17 protein-coding genes are annotated in these 23396 nt (G+C 66.2%); 5 read left to right on the forward strand and 12 right to left on the reverse strand.

Annotated features, from left to right (window positions below; translation table 11 throughout):
* Positions 1-42 precede the first annotated feature (42 nt).
* Complete coding sequence (locus tag KY499_RS12705) at positions 43-744, reverse strand: type 1 glutamine amidotransferase domain-containing protein (protein WP_123256532.1); 702 nt, start codon at positions 742-744, stop codon at positions 43-45.
* Between the two features lie 261 nt (positions 745-1005).
* Here KY499_RS12705 and KY499_RS12710 point away from each other — a divergent pair, with 261 nt between their 5' ends.
* Both KY499_RS12710 and KY499_RS12715 read left to right on the forward strand, forming a co-directional pair.
* Positions 1006-1812 (forward strand): hypothetical protein, encoded by an 807-nt coding sequence (locus KY499_RS12710; RefSeq protein ID WP_123256531.1) that lies wholly within the window; start codon positions 1006-1008, stop codon positions 1810-1812.
* 193 nt (positions 1813-2005) lie between these two features.
* Positions 2006-2995: an LLM class flavin-dependent oxidoreductase gene (locus KY499_RS12715; RefSeq protein ID WP_123256537.1), complete on the forward strand. Its 990-nt coding sequence runs from the start codon at positions 2006-2008 to the stop codon at positions 2993-2995.
* A 10-nt stretch (positions 2996-3005) separates the two neighbouring features.
* On the opposite strand, the gene galT is transcribed toward KY499_RS12715, so the two are convergent.
* From galT to KY499_RS12745, 6 genes are all read right to left on the reverse strand, one after another.
* Positions 3006-4121: a galactose-1-phosphate uridylyltransferase gene (galT, locus tag KY499_RS12720; RefSeq protein ID WP_123256530.1), complete on the reverse strand. Its 1116-nt coding sequence runs from the start codon at positions 4119-4121 to the stop codon at positions 3006-3008.
* A gap of 1 nt (position 4122) precedes the next feature.
* Positions 4123-6369, reverse strand: coding sequence for an alpha-galactosidase (locus KY499_RS12725; RefSeq protein ID WP_219885524.1), 2247 nt, complete (start codon positions 6367-6369; stop codon positions 4123-4125).
* 72 nt (positions 6370-6441) lie between these two features.
* The gene (locus tag KY499_RS12730; RefSeq protein ID WP_123256528.1) at positions 6442-7224 is read right to left on the reverse strand and encodes a DeoR/GlpR family DNA-binding transcription regulator; all 783 of its coding nucleotides are present in this window, start codon (positions 7222-7224) and stop codon (positions 6442-6444) included.
* 98 nt (positions 7225-7322) lie between these two features.
* The gene (locus tag KY499_RS12735) at positions 7323-8273 is read right to left on the reverse strand and encodes a carbohydrate ABC transporter permease (RefSeq protein WP_219885525.1); all 951 of its coding nucleotides are present in this window, start codon (positions 8271-8273) and stop codon (positions 7323-7325) included.
* The gene (locus tag KY499_RS12740; RefSeq protein ID WP_123256526.1) at positions 8270-9223 is read right to left on the reverse strand and encodes a carbohydrate ABC transporter permease; all 954 of its coding nucleotides are present in this window, start codon (positions 9221-9223) and stop codon (positions 8270-8272) included. The genes KY499_RS12735 and KY499_RS12740 overlap by 4 nt, the downstream gene beginning before the upstream one ends.
* A gap of 61 nt (positions 9224-9284) precedes the next feature.
* A complete protein-coding gene (locus tag KY499_RS12745) occupies positions 9285-10601 on the reverse strand; it encodes an ABC transporter substrate-binding protein (RefSeq protein WP_123256525.1) in 1317 nt (438 codons plus the stop codon).
* Between the two features lie 305 nt (positions 10602-10906).
* On the opposite strand from KY499_RS12745, the gene KY499_RS12750 reads away from it, so the two are divergent.
* Positions 10907-12268 (forward strand): hypothetical protein, encoded by a 1362-nt coding sequence (locus KY499_RS12750; protein ID WP_123256524.1) that lies wholly within the window; start codon positions 10907-10909, stop codon positions 12266-12268.
* 215 nt (positions 12269-12483) lie between these two features.
* The gene (locus KY499_RS12755) at positions 12484-15111 is read left to right on the forward strand and encodes a trehalase-like domain-containing protein (RefSeq protein ID WP_219885526.1); all 2628 of its coding nucleotides are present in this window, start codon (positions 12484-12486) and stop codon (positions 15109-15111) included.
* Positions 15112-15144: 33 nt separating this feature from the next.
* Here the strand turns inward: KY499_RS12755 and KY499_RS12760 are convergent, their stop codons facing one another.
* The 5 genes from KY499_RS12760 to KY499_RS12780 all read right to left on the reverse strand — a co-directional run bounded on the left by KY499_RS12760 (position 15145) and on the right by KY499_RS12780 (position 19664).
* Positions 15145-16050, reverse strand: a complete 906-nt coding sequence (locus KY499_RS12760; RefSeq protein ID WP_258190762.1) for a DUF1524 domain-containing protein — start codon at positions 16048-16050, stop codon at positions 15145-15147.
* A 320-nt stretch (positions 16051-16370) separates the two neighbouring features.
* Positions 16371-17585, reverse strand: a complete 1215-nt coding sequence (locus KY499_RS12765; RefSeq protein ID WP_219885527.1) for an IS110 family transposase — start codon at positions 17583-17585, stop codon at positions 16371-16373.
* 224 nt (positions 17586-17809) lie between these two features.
* Positions 17810-18184, reverse strand: a complete 375-nt coding sequence (locus KY499_RS12770) for a hypothetical protein (protein WP_219885528.1) — start codon at positions 18182-18184, stop codon at positions 17810-17812.
* A 60-nt stretch (positions 18185-18244) separates the two neighbouring features.
* A complete protein-coding gene (gene panD / locus KY499_RS12775) occupies positions 18245-18673 on the reverse strand; it encodes an aspartate 1-decarboxylase (protein ID WP_183164381.1) in 429 nt (142 codons plus the stop codon).
* A 61-nt stretch (positions 18674-18734) separates the two neighbouring features.
* Positions 18735-19664, reverse strand: coding sequence for a LysR substrate-binding domain-containing protein (locus KY499_RS12780; protein ID WP_123253800.1), 930 nt, complete (start codon positions 19662-19664; stop codon positions 18735-18737).
* Positions 19665-19922: 258 nt separating this feature from the next.
* Here KY499_RS12780 and KY499_RS12785 point away from each other — a divergent pair, with 258 nt between their 5' ends.
* Positions 19923-23396 (forward strand): bifunctional proline dehydrogenase/L-glutamate gamma-semialdehyde dehydrogenase, encoded by a 3474-nt coding sequence (locus tag KY499_RS12785; protein ID WP_123253801.1) that lies wholly within the window; start codon positions 19923-19925, stop codon positions 23394-23396.

Here is a 23396-nt window from a genome sequence, read left to right on the forward strand (position 1 = left end):
CATAGCCGGGTCCGGGAGCTCCGGACCCGGCTGCGGCAGCTCTTATTCGGCGAGGGCCTTGATGACTTCCTTGGCCACGTCCTCGCTGGACTGCGGGTTCTGGCCGCTGATCAGGTTCCCATCGCGGACCACATTGGAGCCCCAGGCGGCGCCGTTTTCGACGACGGCGCCGTTGTCCTTCAGGACCTCCTCGACGAACCACGGCGTGTTGGGCCCGGTACCGCCGTTGAGTTCTTCCTCGTCCGTGAAGACAGTCAGCCGGCGGCCCGCAAAAGCGTAGCTGCCGTCGCTGGCCTTGGCGCTCAGCAGGCCGGCGGGGCCGTGGCAGAACGGTGCAATGACCTTGCCGGCCTTGTCGGCGGCTACCAGCACGCGGCCGAGGTCCGCGTCCTGGAACAGGTCGGCCATGGGGCCGTGGCCACCGGGCATCACAACGGCATCGTAAGAGCCGGGATCGACGTCGGCCAGCACCAGTGGTGCGGACAGCTCGGCGTCGATGGCGTCAATGTAATTCCGGAAACCGTCCGCCCGCTCCTGGCCGCCAGCCGATTCGGCGGCGAGGCTGACCTGATCGACGGTGGGCTTGACGCCGGAGGGGGTGGCGATGTGAACGGTGTGGCCGGCGTTGACCAGCATCTGATGCGAGACGACCAGTTCCTCCGCCCAATAGCCGGTGGGGTGTTCGCTGCCGTCGCGCATGGTGAGGGAATCGGCGCCGGATACGACCATCAGAATATTAGCCATGGTGTTGCTCCTGTTCTGCCGGTGCCCGGGAGGACCGGCGAAGAGTGGATAGCGGGAGGCCGGATTGCAGCATCCGTGCAGTTGCGTCCAGCCGGATATGGCTGTTCGCGGATGCGGTGGGTTCTTGTGGCTCCCAGAGGCGGCAACTCCTTCGCGGCCGGGACTATTCCGCCCGGTGCCGCCTCCATGTATTCCGTTCGGGCCATGCCGAGGTTACCGGGGCTCCCTGCCGGGCGGAGATTGCCGCCCTAGACTGGGGGCATGCTCTCATCCATGGCACGGCTTGCACTCACGGTGACCACTGCCCTCGGCCTCGTCTTGGCGGGCGTCGGCCCGGTCTCTGCCGCACCGGAACGGTCCGCTGATGTGGTCGGCGTTGACGTGTCCTGGCCGCAGTGCGGCCAGGACCTGCCCCGGCAGTTGTCATTCGCCGTGGTCGGCGTCAACAACGGTCTCGCCAACACCACGAACCCCTGCCTGGCGGATCAACTTGCATGGGCGGGCACAGCAACGAAGAACGCGCCCAGTTCGGTGCAGCCGCGGGTGGCCCTCTACGTCAACACCGCCAATCCCGGGCTTCAGGGTTCATGGTGGCCCAAATCGAATACGTACAAGGGCAAACGGGTGAGCAACCCGTACGGCAACTGCGCGTTGCGCACGTTCAAGGCCTGCTCCTACATGTACGGCTACGCGAAGGCCTACGACGACGCCAAACTCCGCGGAGTCACGAATCCGGCGTCGTACTTGTGGTGGCTGGATGTGGAGACGGAAAACAGCTGGCAGCGAAACAAAGCAGCCAACGTTGCCGTCCTCGAGGGGATGGCTGTGTACTTCAAGAGCATTGGCGCCCCCGTGGGGATCTATTCGACCGGGTACCAGTGGAACCAGATCGCGGGCACCGTCAAATCCACAAGCCCGCTGGCCGGGCTGCCCAGCTGGCTGGCAGGCGCCCGGTCACGCTCGGACGCTGAGGCGAAGTGCTCCCTTCCCGCGCTCACCCCCCGCAGCCGGGTCTCGATGGTGCAGTACATTTCCAAGGGACTCGACTACAACGTCTCCTGCAGCTGAGGTCCCGTTTGCGGTGCGGTGCATGGCGCTAAGCGCAGTGACGTGCGGCCTGACCCGGTGCGGCCTGCATCCTCGGGCGGGGCGGAAGAAATAACCCGGGACCGGCCGTGGTTGTCGTTGATGTGCCCCGTGCCCGAACCCCTGCGGGGTCGTCACGGGCGCTGACATCCCCGCAATGAAAGGCCGGTTTTCCGTGACTGTTCCGCTTTCCATCCTTGACCTGGCTACCATCGCCAGAGGCCAGACGGCGGCGGAAAGCTTCGCCGGCAGCGTCGCCATGGCACAGCTTGCCGAGGAACTGGGCTACCGGAGGATCTGGTACGCGGAGCACCACAATATGTCCGCGATCGCCTCCTCCGCAACCAGCGTCCTGATTGCCCACGTTGCCGCGCACACCGCCAGCATCCGTCTCGGTGCCGGGGGCGTCATGTTGCCCAATCACTCCCCGCTGACCATCGCCGAACAGTTCGGCACCCTGGAAACACTGCACCCGGGCCGGATCGACCTGGGCCTGGGCCGGGCCCCCGGCAGCGACCAGAACACGATGCGCGCCCTCCGCCGTGACCCTGCCTCTTCGGACAGCTTCCCGCAGGACGTGCTGGAACTTCAGGGCTACCTGACTGGCCCCACCCGCATCGCCGGCGTGGAAGCCGTCCCCGGCAAGGGCACGGACGTGCCGCTGTACATCCTGGGATCGTCGTTGTTCGGAGCCAAACTGGCCGCCCAGCTGGGCCTGCCCTACGCCTTCGCCTCGCACTTCGCGCCGAACGCCCTGGAGGACGCCGTCGCTGCCTACCGGCGCGATTTCAGGCCCTCGGCACAGCTTGATGCGCCGCATGTGATCGCCGGCGTCAACGTCATCGCCGCGGATTCCGCGGCCGAGGCGCAGTCCATGTTCCAGGCGACCAAGCGGGCGCGCGTGTCGCTTTTCTTCGGCAACGGCAGGGTGTTCAGCGATGACGAGGCGGACATGATTCTGGACTCGCCACAGGGCCAACATTTGTCCCAGATGATGACGTACTCGGCCGTCGGCACACCGGACGCCGTGCGGGAGTATCTGGACGGTTTTTCTGCGCACGCCGACGCCGACGAACTGATCGTCGCGCACCAGAGCACGGGCACGGAGGGCAGGCTTCGTTCCGTGCAGCTCTTGGCCGAGGCCGCCGGGCTCGTCCGGGTATAGAACGGCCCGGTCAGCGGGCCGGATGGAGGCCCGCCAGGGCCTCCCGCAGCCGTGCGGCGGACGTTTCCGGCGGGATGTCCGCAATGAAGGCACCCATCGCAGCTTCCGACCCGGCCAGGAACTTCAGCTTCGATTCCTCGCGGCGCGGTGAGGTCAGCTGGAGCATCAGCCGGATATCGTCCCGGTGGGTGTGCACCGGCGCCTGGTGCCAGGCTGAGATGTAGGGCGTCGGCGTTGTGTACAGGGCATCCACGCCCCGCAGGATTTCGCCGTACAGCCGGGAAAACTCGTCGCGTTCCCCGGCGGTGGTGGCCGCGAGGTCAGGCACATGCCGGTGCGGGAGGATATGGATTTCCAGCGGCCAGCGGGCCGCAAAGGGCACGAATGCGGTCCAATGCTCGCCCGCCAGGACCACCCGCCCGGATCTCTGCTCGGAGGCCAGGATGTCCTCGAAGAGCGTCGGTCCGTAGCTCTCCACCGAGCGGATCAGCTGCGCTGTCCGCGGCGTGATGAACGGGTAGGCGTAGATCTGCCCGTGCGGGTGGTGCAGGGTGACCCCGATGGCCTCGCCGCGGTTTTCGAACGGGAATACCTGCTGGACCCCGGGCAGGGCGGATAGCGCAGCCGTCCGGTCCGCCCAGGCCTCCACGACGGTCCGCATCCGGGACTCTGACATTCCGCCGAGCGAGCCGGTGTGTTCGGGCGAAAAGCACACGACCTCGCAACGGCCCACGGACATCCGGCTGCGTCCCAGACCGATCGCGTCCAGGTCTTCCAGCCCGGCAGGGGCGTCCGGTCCCGTCAGCTCCGGTCCGAAAGACGGTGACTTGTTTTCAAAGACGGCCACGTCGTACTGGCTGGGGACCTCGGAGAGATTGTCCGCCGTCGCCGGGGCCAGCGGATCCAGGTGCGCCGGCGGCAACATCACGCGGTTCTGCCGGGCCGACGCCACCGTAATCCATTCGCCGGTCAGGACGTCCTGGCGCATCGACGCCGTCGGCGGGCGCACTGCCGGTTCGCGCAGGTCGGGGCCCCGCTCCGGGGAAAGGGCCGTGTCGGCGTCATCGAAGTAAATGATGTCGCGCCCGTCGGAGAGCGTGAACTCCCGCTTGGTGATGCCGGCCATGCTAGCCGCGCTTTCCGGCTGCTTCAGGACTTGCAGTGCCAGGTGGCGTAACCGCGCGGACGCTCAGGAGAACCCCGTGTTCCGGGTTCAGGACCGGCATCGGCAGCCCGGCTTCGGCCAGGAACCGGCCGCTGGCTTCGATGCCGGAGGACACCCACGCCGGGGGCGCAACCTGCGTAAAGGTATGGCCCTGGCCGGCGGCCGGGTACACCAGTTCCACGCGGTAGTTCGTCTCGGGTGTCAGGCCGGGCAGGGCCACCTGTCCGGGAACCTCGGAGAACGAAGTTGCCACGGACACGAGCGCGAACAGCGCCTCGCTGCCGTCGGGGGAGACGACGCCGTGCAGCAGCAGGGACGGATCGGGCTCGTCCGCCCGGACCATCCGGCCGCTGTGCAGCAGGCCGCGCCGGTCCTTGTAGAGTGCGATCGCCGCGGCCAGTTCCTTGCGCTCGCCGTCGTTGAGCTGGCGAAGATCCCACTCCATGCCGAAGTGGCCGAAGAGTGCGGTGATGGCGCGGAAGGACAGTTCGTGGGTGCGGGCCGTGGTGTGCGAGGTGGTGGGGCCGATGTGCGAGCCGACGAGTTCAGGCGGCACCACCATTCCGGTCCACCGCTGGATCGTCTGGCGTTCCAGCGCATCGTTGCAGTCTGAACCCCAGACCCGGTCTGTGCGTTCAAGGATGCCGAGATCCACACGGGCCCCGCCGGAGGAGCAGCTCTCGATCTCGACGCCGGGATGGGCCTTGCGCAGTTCATCCAGCAAGCGGTACACGGCCAGTGTCTGGGCGTGGACCGACGCGGCGCCGTCATGGCCCATTTCGGTCAGGTCCCGGTTCTGGTCCCATTTCAGGTAGCTGATCCGGTTGGTGCTAAGGAGATCGTCCAGCCGGTCATAGATGTACTGCCAGGCGTCGGGGTTGACCAGGTCGAGGACCTGCTGGTTCCGCCAGCGTTCCGGCAGCCGGCCCGTCGAATCGTCCGGCCGTGCCGGGCCCGAGATCCAGTCCGGGTGGGCGCGGGCCAGGTCGGAATCCTCGTTGATCATTTCGGGTTCCACCCACAGTCCGAATTCCATGCCGTGCGCGGTGACCGCGTCAATCAGGGGGGCCAGGCCGTCCGGCCAGAGGCCCTCGTCCACGTACCAGTCGCCGAGGCCGGCCTGGTCGTTGCGGCGGTGCCGGAACCAGCCGTCGTCGAGGACGTAGCGTTCGACGCCGAGCGCGGCGGCGGACTCGGCCAGCTCCAGCAGGATCGGCAGCCGGTGGTCGAAGTAGACCGCTTCCCAGACGTTCAGCACAACGGGCCGGGGCTTGCCCGACCGCACGCCGGGGTGGTGCGGGCGGGCCCGGAACCAGGCATAGAACGCCGCGCTGATGCCGTCCAGGCCGGCATCCGAGAAGGCGGCGAAGAGCCACGGCGTTTCGTACGTGCCGCCCGGTTCAAGCGTGACTTCGGCCGGGCCGAGCAGTTCGGAGGCTCCGAGAACAGTCCGGCCGTCACCGATCGTGTCCACGAAGCTCTCGTGGTTTCCGCTCCAGCCCAGGTGCACGGCCCAGACCTGGCCGTGCCGGTTGCCGAAGTTGGCGGTCCCCGCGGCCAGCAGCAGCGAGGCGTCGTGACCGGTGCGCCCGTGCCGGCCGGAGCGTACCCAGGTGCCTTGCCGCAGCGGGAGCCGCTGCGGGTGGGATTCCCGGCACCAGCGGCCGGTAAGGTCCAGGATTTCCGTGGCGGGCCGTCCCACCGGCAGGGTCAGGGCCAGCTCTTCGAGCGAGTAGTTGCCGTAGCCGTCGTTGGTCAGGGTGTGGCGGAGCTGCACCAGCCCGCCGTCGTTGATGCGGAGCTCGGTCCGGACCGTGATTCCGGCGTCGTCGTCGGCCTGCGTGATAACGGCGGCACTTGCTGTCCCGCCTTCTTCAACCGTCGCCGACACGGCGCGAAGGCGGGCCGAGAAGGCCTGGCCGTCACGGTGGCCGCGGAGGCCCGGGCGTCCGCGCCAGCCGGACGACCCCTGTGGGATCAGGCCCAGTGTCACGGGAATATCCAGGGACGACGGCGCCACGGGTGACCCCAGGAGGGACAGGTCCGGGAGGTCTGGGCCCAAATCGGCACCGAAGTGCAGCACAGCCGGCTCCCCGGTGCTGAAATCGATCAGCAGCGCCGCCCCCGAGCGCCGCAGGTAGAGCGGCTCAAGGGCGGTGGTGCCGGCAGGAAGGGTGGCTTGCAGGGCGTTCAAAGCAGCTCCAGGCATGGTTGTCAGGCGGTGTTCGCCCGGTTCGGCAGGGGTGCGGGGATTAAAAGTGTGGGTGCAGGGTATTGCGGGTCAGCCGGCGGCGCTGACGGTGGCGAGGCGCAGCCGTCCGACGCGTTCGCCGAGGATGCGCCGTGCTTCGCCGGGGAGACGGTCGTCGCTGATGAGCTCGTCGGCGTCCTCCAGGCCCGCGAAGCTGCTGATGCCCAGGGTGCCCCATTTGGTGTGATCGGCCAGGACCACGACGCGGCGGGCCGCGGCAACGAAGGCCCGGTTGGTTTCGGCTTCCAACACGTTCGGTGTGGTGAAGCCGGCCTCGGCGTCCACGCCGTGGACGCCGAGGAAGAGCACATCGAGGTGAAGCTGGTGCAGGGCGGCGGTGGCGAGCGGCCCGACCAGCGCGTCGGACGGGGTGCGCTCGCCGCCGATAATGATCACCGTGGACTGCGAGCCGCCCTGCTGGAATACGTCGGCGATCCGGACCGAATTGGTGACGACGGTGATCCGCGGCCCGGTGGCGAGGATCTGGGCCAAAGCCCAGGTGGTGGTGCCGGCGCTGAGGCCCACCGCCATGCCCTCACGAACCTGGGCGGCGGCCTCCCCCGCGATTGCCATTTTTTCGGCCTGCAGTTCGGTCGCTTTGAGCTCAAAGCCGGGCTCGTGGGTGCCGACTCCGCCGGGCAGTTTCGCGCCGCCGTGGATTTTCTCCAGGGTGCCCGCCGCGTCCAGCGCCTCGATGTCCCGCCGGACCGTCATGAGCGAGACTCCCAGCAGTTTGGCCAGGTCGGCGACACGGACAATCCGTTCACGCTGGACCTCGGCAACAATGGCGGAATGGCGGGCTGCGGCGAGCATCTTCGGTCCTTACTGGCTGTACTGACGGGGGGACATTGCAGGCGTTCCAGATCGCATCCTGGTGTGCTCCGTCGCAATGGGGGTGTTGCTGTCCACGATTATCCTTTGCTGGAGCCCAGGGTCAGGCCGGCCACGAAGTGCTTCTGGAGCAGCAGATAGATCACAAGTGCGGGGATGGCCGTGATCATGGCGCCGGCTGCGATCAGGTTGTAGTCGGAGAGGAACTGGCCCTGGAGGTTGTTGACCGCCGTGGTGAGCGGCAGGCGGTCTCCGCTCTGCAGGAACAGCAGGGGCCAGAAGAAGTCGTTGTACACGAAGATGACTTCGAGGGTTCCCATGGCGGCCAGGGCGGGCCGGCACAAGGGAAGGATGATTTCCCAGTACTGGCGCCAGATGCCGGCGCCGTCGACGAGGGCGGCCTCGGTCAGTTCGTGGGAGAGGGCCTTCATGTAGTTGGAGAGCACGAAGGTGACGAAGCCGATCTGGAAGGCGGTGTCCACGGCGATGACGCCGATGTAGGTGTTCAGCAGGCTCCCGGAGTCGCTGACGCTGTAGGGAAGTTCGGTGAGTTTGAACATCTGGAACAGCGGCGCGGCGAGGACCTGTGGCGGCAGCAGGTTGCCTGCTGTGAACATGATCAGGAGGGTGATGTTGAACTTCCAGTTGACCCTGCTGACCGCGAACGCCATCATCGAGGCGAAGAACAGGATCAGGATGACAGACGGGATAGTGATCAGGGCGGAGTTCCAGGCGTACTGCGCGAACCCGCCCTGGGTCCAGGCCCGGATGAAGTTGTCGAAGTTGAAGGCGCCTTCGAGGCTGAAGTAGCCGTACTTGTCAGTGTCCGCCTTGGGACGGAGCGAGGTGAAGATGGTCCAGAGCAGCGGGACGAGCCAGATGGCGGCGAGCACGGTCAGGAAGATGTGGATGCCGTAGTGGCGCTTCGCGGGCTTCTTATTCTTGCGGGGGTGCCCGGCGATGCCGGTTCCTGCGGGCGTGGTTGATTCCGTGCCGGCGGTGACGGCATGGGCCGGGTTTGTGATGCTCATGCCTCTTTGTCCTTTCCGAAGGCGCGGGACAGGTAGAAAGTGATGGGGACCAGAGAGATGACCAGGAGGATGACGGCCAGGGCAGACCCGACGCCGATCACCTGGCCCTCGCCGACGAGGTTCTGGATCACCAGGGCGCTGATGAGTTCCAGGCCGTTGGTGCCGCGGTTGATGACGTAGACGATGTCGAAGGCGCGGAGCGACTCGATCAGTGTGATGACGATGATGATGATGTTGACCGGGCGCATGGCCGGGAAGATGATCCGGAAGAAGGTCTGGACGGCGTTGGCGCCGTCGATCTGTGCTGCTTCCCGGAGCGTGGGGTCGACACCCTTGAGTCCGGCCAAGTAGAGGATCATGACGTAGCCCGCGTGGCGCCACGTCGCCGCGATCAGGGCGGCCCAGATGTTGACGGATGAGTCGCCGAACCAGTCAACGGCCTCGGGTGTGCCGGCGGTGCCGAGGAGGAAGTTCAGGAGCCCGCTGTCCCGGTTGTAGAAAAGCTGCCAGATGACGCCGACCAGGGCCAGCGAGAGCATCACCGGAGTGAAGAAAATGCTCTGGTAGATCTTGCTGCCGCGGATGTTCTGGTCCAGCAGGATCGCCAGGAGCAGGCCCAGCGGCGTGGCGATGAGGGCGAGGAAGACCAGCCAGAGCACGTTGTTCTGGACTGCCGGCCAGAACGGGGGATAGTTCTGCGCTACGAACTCGTAGTTGTCCGTTCCCGCAGGTTGGATGTCTTTCAGGCTCAGGCCGTTCCAACGGGTGAAGGACAGGGCTGCGGAGAGGAGCGTCGGGATCCAGACCAGCGTCAGCTGGATCAGGGTGGGCAGGCCCACCATGAAGGCCAGGACCCACTTGTCGCGGCGCGACAGCCGCTTGACCCGCCCCGCCGGGGCGGCGGCAGGCCGCTGCGCCCGGGCGGGGCTCTTATCGGTTGATGTAGTCACAAAACTATTCCTTGTTTGGTGTGTTCTGGCTCATTGTGGCCGGGCGGGTGCTCGGTTGCCGTTACTGGGCGGCGTAAAGCGATGCAGCCTGGGCTTCCAGGTTCTTGACGTCGACGGTGCCGTCCTTGATGAAGGTCTGCAGTGCCGGGATCATCACGTTGTTTGCCATGGCGGGCAGGGCATCGCGGTCGAAGAACTGGCTGATGCTCTTGGCATTGGCGATGACGTCGGCCATCTTTTTGGTCAGCGGCGAGTAGCTGGACGTGTCAGCGCCCTTGGCGGCCGCGATGTTGGCGGTGTCGACCGACTGGTAGACGTCCTGGCCTTCAGGCGTGCCGACGTAGGCCATGAAGTCACGGGCAGACTGGTTCTCGCCGCCCTTCTTGGTCAGCAGCAGGCCGTCAATCGGGGCCTCGACGGCGTCGCGGCCTTCCATCGCGATTTCCGGGAACGGGAAGAAATCGATGTCGTCGGCGATGGCCTGGTCCGTGTACTGCTGGGTCAGGAAGGAGCCGAGCAGGTACATGCCGGACTTCTTGTCGCCGATGTTCTTGGCGGAGTCCTGCCAGGTCATGCCCAGGGCGTTCGGGTTCTGGTAGGGCAGCATGGCCTTCCAGGTATCGAAGACGTCGCTGACCTTCTTCTGGTCCCAGGATTCTTTGTGCGCGGTGAGGTCCATGTGGAACTGGTAGCCGTTGAGGCGCATGTTGATGTAGTCGAACGTGCCCATGGCGGGCCAGCCGTCCTTGTCCGCGAATTCGATCGGGATGAGCCCGTCGCCCTGCATCTTCTTGGACAGGGTGAGCAGCTCGTCAAACGTCGTGGGGACTTCGTAGCCCTTCTCGGCCCAGAGGCTCTTGCGGTAGAAGAAGCCCCAAGGGTAGTTGTAGTTCGGGATGAAGTACATCTTGCCGTCGAGGCCGGTGGAGGCCTTTTTCATTGCCTCGGAGTAGTTGCCGCCGACCTTTTCCCAGACGTCGTCGATCGGGGCGAGCAGACCCTTGTCCGCGTAGTACTGCATGCGGTAACCGGAGAACCAGGTGAACGTGTCATCCGGGCTGCCCTGCAGATAGGTGTTGATCTTGTTCTGGAAGTCGTTGTGGGGGACCACGTTGGTGCGGACCTCGACGCCGGCCTTCTTCGTGAACGCGTCCGTAACGGCCTTGTAAGCGGCCTGGGGGACGGCGTCGGACGAGCCGGAACCGAACGTTACGGCCTGGCTGCCGCCTGCAGCGCCGCCTCCGCCGCCGGTGCAGGCCGCGAGGGCGGGGATGCCGGCCATGGCTACGGCGCCCACGCCGATGGTCTTCAGCAGGGTCCGTCGGTTCAGTCCGCTGCGGGTGGATGCAGTGCGCAGGGCGTCTTCGGGAACGGTCATGATTTCTCCTTTGAAAAACAACGGCGTGTGAAGCACTTCACATGATTAACTATCATAATCGCACAATTTAGAACGTCAAGTGGCAAAAAGGAACATTTGTGCAATCGGCATGTGGTGTGGACGTCCGGTGCGCCACTCGTCCCTCTGCGGAGAGGCCGGGCCCGCCACGTGCCGGAACGAGTAGTCCCTACCGTTGACGTAGGCAGGACCGACTCCTAGCGTTAACCACTCCGGGTGCCGACGCGGCCCAACGCTAGGTGGCAGCACCCTCCAGGACGGACCCAGGCCAGGATCCAGGTGACGGTATGAAGATCAAGCCCACGACCATTGCGACCCTCGTGACGCTCGTGCTGCTGACCGGGGTCCTGGAGGGGGCAGCCTCGCCGTCGTCCGCGCCGGCCGGAGTATCAGGGGGCACGTCGCAAAAAGTTTCCAGTGCTACGACCTACTACGTCAGTGACGCGGGCAATGACGATAACGCCGGGACGTCCGAGAAGTCGCCCTGGAAATCACTGTCGCGGCTCAACGTCGCCGTCCTGTCGCCCGGCGACCGGGTCAGCCTTCGCAGGGGTGACACCTGGAATGGCGGCCTGCTGGTCGGCCAGAGCGGAGCGGAGGGCGCCCCCATTACGGTGACGGGCTACGGGACCGGCGAGCCCCCGACCATCGTCGGGGGATACTCGGGGGATTGCGTGAGAATCCAAGGCAGCCACGTCATTGTGGATGGCCTGCGCGCCGCGGGGTGCGGCTATGCGGGATTCAGCGTCGACGGCGACAGAAACGTCGTTACGAACTCCGTGGCGGAAGACAATGCGGCGGGCATCAAGGTGGGCGGCGGCTCCGACTTCGGCCGGTACACCAACAACCGCCTCGCCAATAACAACGTGATGAACGTCAACACCAAGGGAAGCGGCTGCGGTGCGGCCGGAGGCACTGGATGCAATGACGATTCGGGCGCCTTTGGCGTCCTGATCAACGGCAACGACAATGAATTCTCCGGCAACATCATCACCGGCTCCACGGCGCCGTCCCACGATTTCATCCAGGATGGCAGCGCTTTTGAGATCTTCAACGGCAGCCGCAACAACATTCATCACAACAGGGCGCTGGACAACAACGTGTTCTCCGAGATCGGCCGTTCTGCCGGAAAGGCCGATGGAAACACGTTCAGCTACAACCTGGTCCGGGCCACATGCGGTGCAGGCTGCGCGAAGACCACGGGATTGATCGTCCGCGGACCAAACAGCTCTTTCGGCCCGACCTACGGCACAGTTTTCGAGCACAACACCGTGTTGCTCGACGGGCCGGACTCGAAGGCCGTGGTCTGTTATGGGTCATGTCCTGCATCAACCGTGATCCGCGGAAACATCCTGGTCGCCGTCCGCAACTCCCTCTGGATGGATGGCTCCGGCTGGACCGAGCGGCAGAACGTCCTTAACGGGCCCAGTAATGTCGCTTTGGACGGCTCCTCGACCAAGGCGCCGGCGGGCTTTGTTGATGCACCGTCCGATCTCCGTCTGACCGCGACCAGCCCCGCGATCGACCTGGCCGGCGCAAGCCCCTTTGGTGCGGATTTGGAAGGACGGCCGGCCGTGCAGAACGGCGGGTGCGCACGAAATCAAATCCCCGACGCCGGAGCCTACGAGTACTCCCCGCCCGGCTGCTGATTCCCCCGCGCCCGGGTGCTCGGGCCGCCCGCCAGGACGGGGCCAGCCCCGCCCATACCGCCCCGGTTATGTGCCCGCGGACCCCCGATAGTAAGCATGTTACAAAGCCGCAACAGCAGGGATACCCGCGCGAAACCGTGGCCGGAGCATACTGGAAGTAGTCCAACAAGGACGATTCTCATGCAGCATTGGGGACAATCCGAAGGACTCCGCGCATGCCTACCCCCTTTAACCAATCACTGGCTGATTCGGCCCTCCTGACAAAATCGCTCCCGCTGAATTTGCTTCGCGCTTTTGTGCAGACCAATGCGGCCGACGACGGACTGACGCCGCACCTGCTGGCCGAACTGAAGGTCCTGGCCCGCACACCGGGGCTGCTTGTGGCGTGCAACTATGGCGGCACCCTGTGCGAAGCGGAGGGCATTTCCACCGAAACGCTGCCGCTGGGCAGCGCCGCAATCGCCCTTCGGGCGCTCGCCGCCCTGCCCAATACGCACGCGGCCGTCATCTCCGGCCGATCCCTGCGCGACCTCGCCGCGGTCTCCCGGCTGCCGGCGGAAGTGCACCTCGTGGGATCACACGGCGCCGAATTCGACATGGGCTTCGCCCACGGGATCTCGCTCGCCACCGAATCTGTCCTCCAGCAGGCCGGTCAGGCGCTGTCCGAAACCGTGGGGGCCTACCGCGGTATCAGCATCGAGCGGAAGCCCGTGGCTGTGTCCGTGCACACGAGGTCCGCGGGGCCGGACGTGGTGGCTCTCGCCACCGAAAACGCCTCGCATATCGCCCGGGCTCACGGCCTGCATTTCATCGTGGACGGGTCCGTCCTGGACCTCTCCATCGTTGAACCGTCCAAGGCCACCGCCATGGAACACCTGCGGTCCATGCTTGGTGCCAGCGCGGCCCTCTACGCGGGGGACGCGTTCAGCGACGAACTGGCGATGGCCACGCTCCGGGGACCGGATATGGCACTGCACGTCGGCGACGGGGACACCCGGGCAGCCCACCGACTCCGGGATCCCGAGTCCTTCGCCCGGGTCCTGGCGATCCTGTTCGAACTGCGGCGGGCCTGGCTTTTCGGCGAGGACGCCGTGGGCCTGGAACGGCACTCCATGATCGGCAACGGCTCTTCGACGGCGCTCATTACACCGGACGCCAGGATCTGCTGGATGAGCCACCCGCTGCCGGATTCAGGCTCGCTCTTCGCCCATCTCCTCGGCGGCGATGCAGCCGGGCACTTTTCCGTAGCGCCGGTGAAACCCTCCGAGGTCCTGGGCCAGCGCTACGTCGACAGCACCATGATTGTCGAGACCCGCTGGGCGGATGTCACCGTGACGGACTACCTGGAACCGGCCCCGGAGGGCATCACGAGCCTGGTCAGAGTGCTCTCCGGCACTGGCACGGCCAGAATCGTGTTTGCACCGCGGCCCGACTACGCCAACGCACCGTTCAGCATGGAAGCGCGCGGGGCCGAACTTCACGTCGTCGGCACGGCGGATCCAATCGTCCTGCTCGCGCCCGGTGTCGGTTTTGATGTGACGTCGGACGGCCGCCACGCCACGGCAACCGCGGTCATCGAACTGGGCGCAGGCCCCGTTGTGCTGAACCTGCGCTGTGGTGACACCGCACCTGAGCCCGCCGCTCCCGGCGGCGAAACAGGCCGGCGGTCCGCCGTCGCGCATCACTCCCGCCGCTGGGTGCAGGATCTGACGTTGCCCCGGGTGAAGCCGTCCCTGGTCCGCCGCTCCGCCCTCGTGCTGCGGGCCCTGGTCCACGAACCCACCGGCGCCGTGCTGGCCGCGCCCACCACTTCGCTGCCGGAGGGAATTGGCGGTACCCGGAACTGGGACTACCGGTACTGCTGGCTCCGGGATGGATCCATGACAGTCAATGCGCTGGTGGATCTCGGCTCCACGGTAGAGGCGGAGGGGTTCCTGGCCTGGCTTGGCAGGATCGTGGCGCAGGCCCGGGGACCGGAATGGCTGCATCCGCTGTATTCGGTGACGGGGGCGCCACTCTCCACCGAAGCCGTCATAGACTCCCTGCCCGGCTACGCGGGATCACGCCCGGTCCGGATCGGCAATGCAGCGGACCATCAGGTACAACTGGATGTTTTTGGGCCGATCGCCGAGCTCATCGATGCCCTGAGCGCGCGTCAGAATTGCCTGTCCGACGCCCACTGGGACCTGCTGGTCCAGATGGCATCGGCAGTCCTGGCCCGCTGGCACGAGCCGGACCACGGGATTTGGGAGGCCCGGCGCGCTCCCCGGCACCACGTCTATACCAAGGTGATGTGCTGGGTGACGCTGGACCGTGCCCTGCGCACGGCGGCCCGGCACGGCAGGGAACCGCTGCCCGCCTGGGCGCCCGCCGCGGCAGCCATCCGCGAGGAAGTCCTCCACGAGGGCTGGGACAACGGCGCCTCTTCCTACACCGTGGCCTATGACAGTCCGGACCTGGACGCCGCCGTACTGCACATTGGGCTTTCAGGCCTGCTGGACGTCAGTGACCAGCGGTTCCTGGATACGGTTACAGCCGTGGAGCGTGAATTGCGCGTCGGCCCCACCGTTTTCCGGTACCGGTACGACGACGGACTGCCGGGTCTCGAGGGCGGCTTCCACATCTGCACCACCTGGCTGATCGAGGCCTATGTGGCGGTCGGCCGCATCGAGGAGGCCTGGGACCTGTTTGACCAGCTGGTGAATCTCTTCGGACCGACCGGGCTGCTGCCGGAGGAATACGATCCCGGCACGGAAACCCACCTCGGCAACCACCCCCAGGCGTACTCCCACCTGGGCTTTATCCGCTGCGCGCGGTTGCTGGATCAACACCAGAAAGCGTAGCTCCACGCGGTGCCGTGGTGGCGGAACACCTGGTTATTCGCAGGCAATTCCGTCGGCGTCGCCGTCCAGACTGCTGCTGTATCCCGGTTGTCCCGCGCGGACCGGCGCGGCGCCGGCCGCGCGGGCTGCGGCACAGTTCGCATAGGCCGCGACGGCCGGCGCCGGAACCGGCGACGCCAAAGGCGCCGGGGCCTCGGCGCAGTCAGCGAGCACCCGGGCCATGGCGTCATGCTCGGCTGCGGTGACCCAGAGCCCGTAGCTGGACTTGACCGAGATCTGGCGGACGACATACTCGCAGCGGTAGGACTTGTTGGGCGGCAGCCACGTCGCGGCGTCGCTGTCGCTCTTGGCGGTATTGGCCGGGCCGTCCACGGCCAGCAGGTTCAGTGGATCGTTGGCGAAGGCGAGGCGTCGTTCCGCGCTGAGCTGTTGCGCACCTTTCTGCCAGGCGTCGCTGAGGGCCACGACGTGGTCAATCTGCACCGCGGTGCTCGTGTCCGCACCGCGCAGGAAGTTGATGGGCCGGTCCGTATAGGGATCGTTAAGGACACCGGAAATCACCACGCACTCTCTGGTGCCGGGCTTCAGCGCGATGGCGGCAAGGTCCCTGCGAAGCATGTCGTTGCGGGTGTCGCAGCCATTGCGATCGACATCTGCCCAGGCCGGACCGAACTCATCCCGTGAATAGCCTGTCTTCGGCGCCCGGCCCTTGACGGGCAGTCCGGCCAGCGCCTTGAGCCCCTGGCCGGCGTCGGCTGCCTGCCGCACCGGCGCAGCGGTGCTGGCGCCGGACACGGCTGCTTCCGGGCCGCCGGCCGGGGCAGCCGGGGCGATCCCGGCGCTGGCGCACGAGGTGGCGGCGAACAGCAGCACCCCAACCACCGCGCGGGCAATCCAATCGGCTGCCCCGATCTTTGTGGTGCTGCGGCCAGTCTGCAATATATTCCTCAATGTGCATATAAAATCGTCGTTCCGACCAACCAGCTTACGGGCCGCGCGAGACCAGGGCCGGGGGCCACGCCGCCCGGACATTCAAACGCTCCCGCACATTCCGCGGGTCCAGGCGGCACGCTCCCGCACATCCTGCGGGTCCAGGCGGCACGCTCCCGCACATCCTGCGGGAGAATTTTTTTGGGGGGGGGTGTCCCTATGCTTTTGGTCAAGCGCTTGGGCAGGATTTTTCGAAAAATGATGTGACCGTTTTCGGGCAGGGATAAGCGGCTGGCGGCGCGTGTCCGCGAGCTGGTAGCCCTCCGTGTTTAGGCGGTTTTCGGGCTTGGCGCCTCGTAGAAGGTGCCGTCGCGGAGCATCGCGAAGAGGACGTCGCAGCGGCGTCGTGCCAGGGCGATCAGGGCCTGGTTGTGCCGTTTACCCTCTGCCCGTTTCCGGTCGTAGTACTCCCGGGAGACCGGGTCTTTCAAGGACGCGAACGCCGAGAGGAAGAACGCCCGTTTGAGGATCTTGTTGCCCTTCCTGGAGGAGTGGTCTCCGCGGATTGAGGTTCCGGAGCGCCACGTCACCGGCGCGAGCCCGGAGTAGGAGCCCAGGTGCCCGGCGGTCTTGAATTCCTTGCCGACAACCTCGGTAATGACCCGGGCTGCCGTCCTGACGCCGACCGCCGGTAGGGACGTCAGGAGCTGGTGAAGAGGGTGGGCCTCCACGAGTTTTTCAACCTGTGCCAGGACCTCTGCCCGGGAGGCGCGCAGCTGGGCAAGCTGCGCCGCCAGCTGGGGCAGCACGACGCCGGCGGCACTGGTGCCGGCCACGACCACGGTCTGCTCGGACAGGGCGGTGAAGATCCCCGCGGCCCAGCCTTTACCGGCCCGCGGAGCGGACCTGGCCATGAACGCGGCAACCCGGCTCTGGCCGGCCCTGCGCAGCGCCTCAGGCGTGGGGTATTTTTGCAGCAGCTCGGCCATAACGGGGTGGTCCAGATGCGGGCCGATGGCCCGTTCCAGTGCGGGATGGATCTGGGTGAGGAGCCCGCGGATCCGGTTCGAGGCGGCCGTGGCCTGCTTGGCCAGGTCATCGTCGAAGCCGCAGAGCATCGACAGTTCGGCGGCCTGCTCGTCGGTGACGGCGATCGAGCGCAGGGTGTGCGGCATGGTCCGGGCGGCGTCAGCAATGATGTAGGCGTCTCGGGCATCAGTCTTGGCCTCGCCCGGGTGCAGGTCCGCGATGCGGCGCATCGCCAGGCCCGGCAGGTAACCGACCAGAATGCCGGCACCTTGCGCCACGGCGACCGGCAGGGCGCCGATGGTGGCGGGCTGGTCCACGACCAGCAGCAAAGTCCCGTGCTTTGCGAGGCTGTCGATGATCGCCCGCAGTTTCGCCTCATCCTGGGGCAGGGCCTTGTCGAGCAGTTTCTTGCCGTTCCTGTCCAAGGCCACCGCGTGGTGGTTGGTTTTGCCGACGTCGACGCCAATGAAGACATCAACGGAATCGTGGTCCTTAATCACGCATACCTCCAGCATTCCGGTCCGATCTGACAGCTGGCATGTCCTGCGGCCCCAGAGCTCGGCATCCACGTTACGGCCGGCCTCCCGCGATAAAGTCTGCAGCTGGTCTGGTCCCCATCAGCGATCCCCTGGCGCCTATCGCACCCCGGTGACAACACCCCCCGGATCATGATCGACTGGGGGACTAAATCATGCCGGGGCCGACAGGCCAGCAACCCCGATTCTTGCTCGTTCAGGGGCTATAAGAAAGGTAACGGGTGCCGCCGTGGTTCCGGCGCGGAGCGTATGAGCAGGAAGCGGACAGCGCCGAAGGAAAGTACCGCCGTGGTGAGGGCAGCATCTGCTCTCACCAGCGGTGCGGCGAAAACGGCCGCTGGTCCGGCGTTGCTGGGCGTCCCGAAAAGCAGGGCGGTGCCGGGGCCGAAGAACGCCAGGGAACTGAGGACGGAGCGGGCGTTGTGGCCCGGGATGTTCCGCCGTCCCACGAACATTCCGACAAGGTCGATGAACCAGGCCACGAAGAAGCCGGCAAGGACGCCTGGCTCGCCAGCCTCCATGAGTGCGTCCGCGTCGCGGCGGACGGGGAGGGGGGCGGGGAGGGGGGCGGAAGTCACGACCCCGGACCAATCAGCTTTCTTCAGGCGGCATCCGTAGTGCGGGCTGCCGGCCGGGTATCAGCTCAGGGTGGCGTTATTGAGGGCGTGCGGCGCGCGCATGAGCCCCGGAGTGATGCCGTCTGCGGGGTCATTGCCGATTTGGACAATCTTGTTGTCCTTGTCGACGTGGACCACTCGGGGCAGGTACGCCTGCGCCTCGTCCGTCGTCATTTCGGCGTAGGTGATCAGGATGACGATGTCATTTTCCTGCATCAGATGGGCGGCGGCGCCGTTAATCCCGATCACGCCTGAACCGCGTTCGCCGGCGATGGTGTAAGTCTCCAGCCGGGCGCCGTTGGTGACGTCAACGATTGCCACGAGTTCCCCGGGCAGGATGTCGGCGGCCTCCAGTAGATCCAGGTCTATAGTGACGGAACCGACATAGTGGAGGTCCGCGTGCGTAACCGTGGCGCGGTGGATTTTGGACTTGAACATTGTGCGTTTCATATCCAGACCAGTCTAGCGCGGGCCGGCTTCCGGCGCTGTGGCGGGCGGCACGGCACCGCTGTCAGCCAGACCGTGCCGACGTCGGTGAGGCGGGGCCGATGGAGTCCGCCGTCGCCGCGAGAATTTCACGGGTTACGACGATGGCAGGGCGTTTGGCGCTTGATCGCCGCGCCGACGTAAATACAGTGCGTCGCGGCTTGGCGGGCAGATCAAGGAGTTGTGCGGTGGTCCCGCGGCCGGTCCACACGAGGTCCGGCATCAGGGCCACGGCATTGCCGGATTCGATCAGTCGGATCTGCGCCTGAAGATCGGCTGTCTCAAAGCGCACGTCAGGTTCGAAACCGGCGCTCCGGCAGGCCTGTTCGGCCCAGTGCCGCGACGCCGCGCCACGGGGCTCCATGACCCAGGGAAGTCCTGCCGTGTCCGCCAGTGTCGTCACGGGGGTGCGCCGCGGCGATGCAGGAGGAACGGCCAGCCGGATCGCGTCGCTGGTCAACGCGATGCGGTCCAGTTCCGCATAGCGCGGGGCGGCGTGGCCGGGATACTGCTCCGCGATCACGAGGTCGAAGTCCCTCGCCCATGTCTCGTGGAGGGCGGTTTCCGGTTCCCGCTGGGTCATCTCAACCCTGACCTCCGGGTGCCTGGCGGACATCCGGGTCAGTGCGCCAGGCATGAGCGCCAGCGCGGCGGACTGGAACACTGCGATCCGGACCGTGCCCGTAACTGTGGTCAGGGAGGCCGCCAGGTCCGCCTCGGCCTGCTCCATAGTTTCCAGAAGCTGCGCAGTGTGGGCCACGAGGACCTCGGCCTGGGGCGTCAGCTGCACCCGGCGGCCGCTCTTTCGGAGCAGTTCGACCCCGACTTCCTTCTCCAGCAGCGCCAACTGCTGTGAGACGGACGAGGGGCTGTACTGGAGCGCTTCGGCGACCTCTGCAAGTGTGCCCCGGATCTTGAGTTCCCGCAGGAGGCGTAATCGCCGGACGTCGAGCATGTGAAACCCCTTGCGATTACTAATGAATGATGATCGAAAGAACCAATTTATCCAACGCAATCCTACTTGCCCGCTGCAGGCGCGGGGCTCGGCCCCGCGCTGTGCAGCGTCGCTCGGCCGGGTCGCCAATCATTGTGGAAATCACCCGATGCATCATTTTTTCTAACTTGTACCGCTCAGAAAACATCGCTTTATCTTATGGGACCTGGATCGCATACTGATTCTAAGAGTTCCATTTTTAAGAAACAGGTGTCAGCCATGAGCAATATGTCAACGAAGTCCGGCGTAGTCGACTCCTCGGAGGTCCTTCAAGCCACCGCACTGGCAGCGGAGGCGACCGCGCTGGTGCGCCACTGGCTGACCGAGGCCGCGAAAGTTCCCGTCGATGCCTCGGCCTCGCAGCTTGCCGGGGTGTTGAAGGATCCGAACGGACTCGACTTCACTGTCGGGTTCGTCGACGGTGTTGTCCGCCCCGAAGACCTGCAGGTCGCGGCCCGGAACCTCGCGGCGCTGGCACCTAAGGTCCCGGAGTTCCTGCCCTGGTACATGCGCAGCGCGGTCCGGCTCGGGGGTGCGATGGCACCGGTGTTGCCTCAAGTGGTGATCCCGATTGCGCGCCGCGTGCTCCGGGAAATGGTGGGACACCTGATTGTCGACGCGACCGACGCCAAACTCGGCCCGGCCATCGCGAAGATCCGCAAGGATGGCATCAACCTTAACGTCAACCTGCTCGGCGAAGCCGTCCTCGGAGAGCAGGAGGCATCCCGCCGGCTTGAGGGCACCCACACCCTGCTGGCGCGCCCCGACGTCGACTACGTCTCAATCAAGGTTTCCTCCACGGTCGCCCCGCACTCACCGTGGGCGTTCGACGAGGCCGTTGAGCACGTCGTGGCGAAGCTCACCCCGCTGTTCACCCGTGCCGCATCCTTCCCCAAGGCCAAGTTCATCAACCTGGACATGGAGGAATACAAGGACCTGGACATGACCATTGCGGTCTTCACCCGGATCCTGGATAAGCCCGAGTTCAAGAACCTTGAAGCCGGCATTGTGCTTCAGGCTTACCTCCCGGACGCCCTGTCCGCGATGATCCGGCTGCAGGACTGGGCCGCGGCCCGCCGGGCCGACGGCGGGTCCGCGATCAAGGTCCGCGTTGTCAAGGGCGCGAACCTGCCGATGGAGCAGGTCGAGGCCTCGGTGCATGACTGGCCGCTCGCTACCTGGGGCACCAAGCAGGACTCGGACACCAGCTATAAGTGCGTCATCAACTACTCGCTGCACCCGGAGCGGATCCGCAACGTCCGGATCGGCGTCGCCGGCCACAACTTGTTTGACATCGCGTTCGCCTGGCTGCTGGCCGGCAAGCGCGGCGTTCAGTCCGGGATTGAATTCGAGATGCTCCTGGGCATGGCGCAGGGCCAGGCTGAGGCAGTTAAGAAGGACGTCGGTTCGCTGCTGCTCTACACGCCAGTGGTCCACCCGGCAGAGTTCGACGTTGCGATCGCTTACCTGATCCGCCGCCTTGAGGAAGGCGCCAGCCAGGACAACTTTATGTCGGCCGTATTCGAACTCAGCGAGAACGAATCCCTGTTCGAGCGTGAAAAGCAACGCTTCCTGGCCTCCCTCGAAAAGCTCGACGGCTCCGTCCCGGCCCCGAACCGCGTGCAGGATCGCAGTCGCACCGCGGAGCCAATGCCTCGGGACTCGTTTGTGAACACTCCGGACACGGACCCGTCGCTGCCCGCCAACCGGGCATGGGGACGCGCCATCCTGAAACGCGTCCAGGGCTCAACCCTGGGCAACGCCGCGGTCGAAGCAGCCACCATCAACGACGAGACCACGCTGAACGCGGTGATCGAGACCGCGGTCGAAAAGGGCAAGGCCTGGGGCGCGATGACCGGTGCCGAGCGTGCCGTCATCCTGCACCGTGCCGGCGACGTGCTGGAGGCCCGCCGCGCGGATCTGCTCGAAGTCATGGCGAGCGAAACCGGCAAGACGCTGGACCAGGGCGACCCGGAAATCAGCGAAGCCGTTGACTTCGCGCACTACTACGCCGAAGCTGCCCGCAAACTCGACGACGTCGACGGTGCCACGTTCACCCCGGCGAAACTGACAGTGGTGACCCCGCCGTGGAACTTCCCGGTCGCGATTCCGGCCGGTTCCGCTCTCGCGGCACTCGCCGCAGGCTCCGCCGTCGTCATCAAACCCGCAAAGCAGGCCCGCCGCAGCGGCGCCGTGATGGTCGAGGCGCTCTGGGAGGCCGGTGTTCCGAAGGATGTGCTCACCATGGTGCAGCTGGGCGAGCGTGAGCTCGGAACGCAGCTGATCTCCCACCCGGCCGTGGACCGGGTCATCCTCACAGGCGGGTATGAAACCGCTGAACTGTTCCGGTCCTTCCGGCAGGACCTTCCCCTGCTCGCCGAAACCAGCGGCAAGAACGCCATCATCGTGACCCCCAGCGCGGACCTGGACCTCGCCGCGAAGGACGTCGCGTACTCCGCATTCGGCCACGCAGGGCAGAAATGCTCCGCCGCTTCCCTGGTGATCCTCGTCGGATCCGTCGCGAAATCCAGGCGTTTCCACCACCAGCTCCTCGACGCCGTCACGTCCCTGAAGGTCGGCTACCCCGGAGACCCGAGCAGCCAGATGGGGCCGATCATCGAGCCCGCCAACGGTAAGCTCCTCGACGCCCTCACCACCCTGGGCGACGGCGAAACCTGGGCCGTTGAACCGAAAAAGCTCGATGGCACCGGCCGGTTGTGGAGCCCGGGCGTTCGCTACGGCGTCAGGCGCGGCTCCTACTTCCACCTCACCGAGTTCTTTGGCCCCGTCCTGGGTGTGATGACCGCGGACACGCTGGAAGAAGCCATTGCGATGCAGAACCAGATCGACTACGGCCTGACCGCCGGCCTGCATTCCCTCGACACGGCCGAACTCGGCACGTGGCTCGAGACCATCCAGGCCGGCAACCTTTACGTCAACCGCGGCATCACCGGCGCCATCGTCCAGCGCCAGCCCTTCGGCGGCTGGAAGAAGTCGGCCGTCGGCGCCGGCACCAAGGCCGGCGGGCCGAACTACCTGGTCGGACTCGGCGAATGGACCAGCAAGCCCAGCAGCGCCACCGCGGCCCCGAAACACTCCGGTGTCCGCCGGATCGCCGAAGCTGTCCGGGGAGTCCTCGCCGAGGATGACTACGCGGCCCTGCAGCGGGCATTGGCTTCGGACGCAGTGGCGTGGGCCGAGGAATTTGGCACCGCCAAGGATGTCACCGGACTCAGCGCGGAACGCAACGTTTTCCGCTACCGTCCCCTGCCCGTCACCATCCGCCTCTCCGAGGGTGCACCGCTCGCGGGCCTGGCCCGGACCGTCGCCGCCGGCGTTCTGGCCGGGTCGGCCCTGACCATCTCCACTGCCGCCGAACTCCCAACCCCGCTCGGGAACCTCCTCTCCGGCCTGGGCATCACCGTTACGGTGGAGCCCGACGCCGCCTGGCTGGCATCCGCCCGCCGGCTGGCTGGCGCCGGCAAGCTCTCGGGTGCGCGGATCCGGCTCATTGGCGGAGACGTCACCGCCCTCGCCAAAGCCACCGGCGGACGCCCGGATGTTGCCTTCTACGCCCACCCTCTCACGGAGGCCGGCCGCGTCGAACTGCTGCCGTTCCTGCACGAGCAGGCCATCAGCATCACCGCGCACCGTTTCGGTACCCCCAACCACCTCTCCGAAGGAGTGGTCTAG

The sequence above is a fragment of the Arthrobacter sp. PAMC25284 genome (genome assembly GCF_019443425.1).
In the GTDB taxonomy this organism is placed as follows: Bacteria; Actinomycetota; Actinomycetes; order Actinomycetales; family Micrococcaceae; genus Arthrobacter; species Arthrobacter oryzae_A.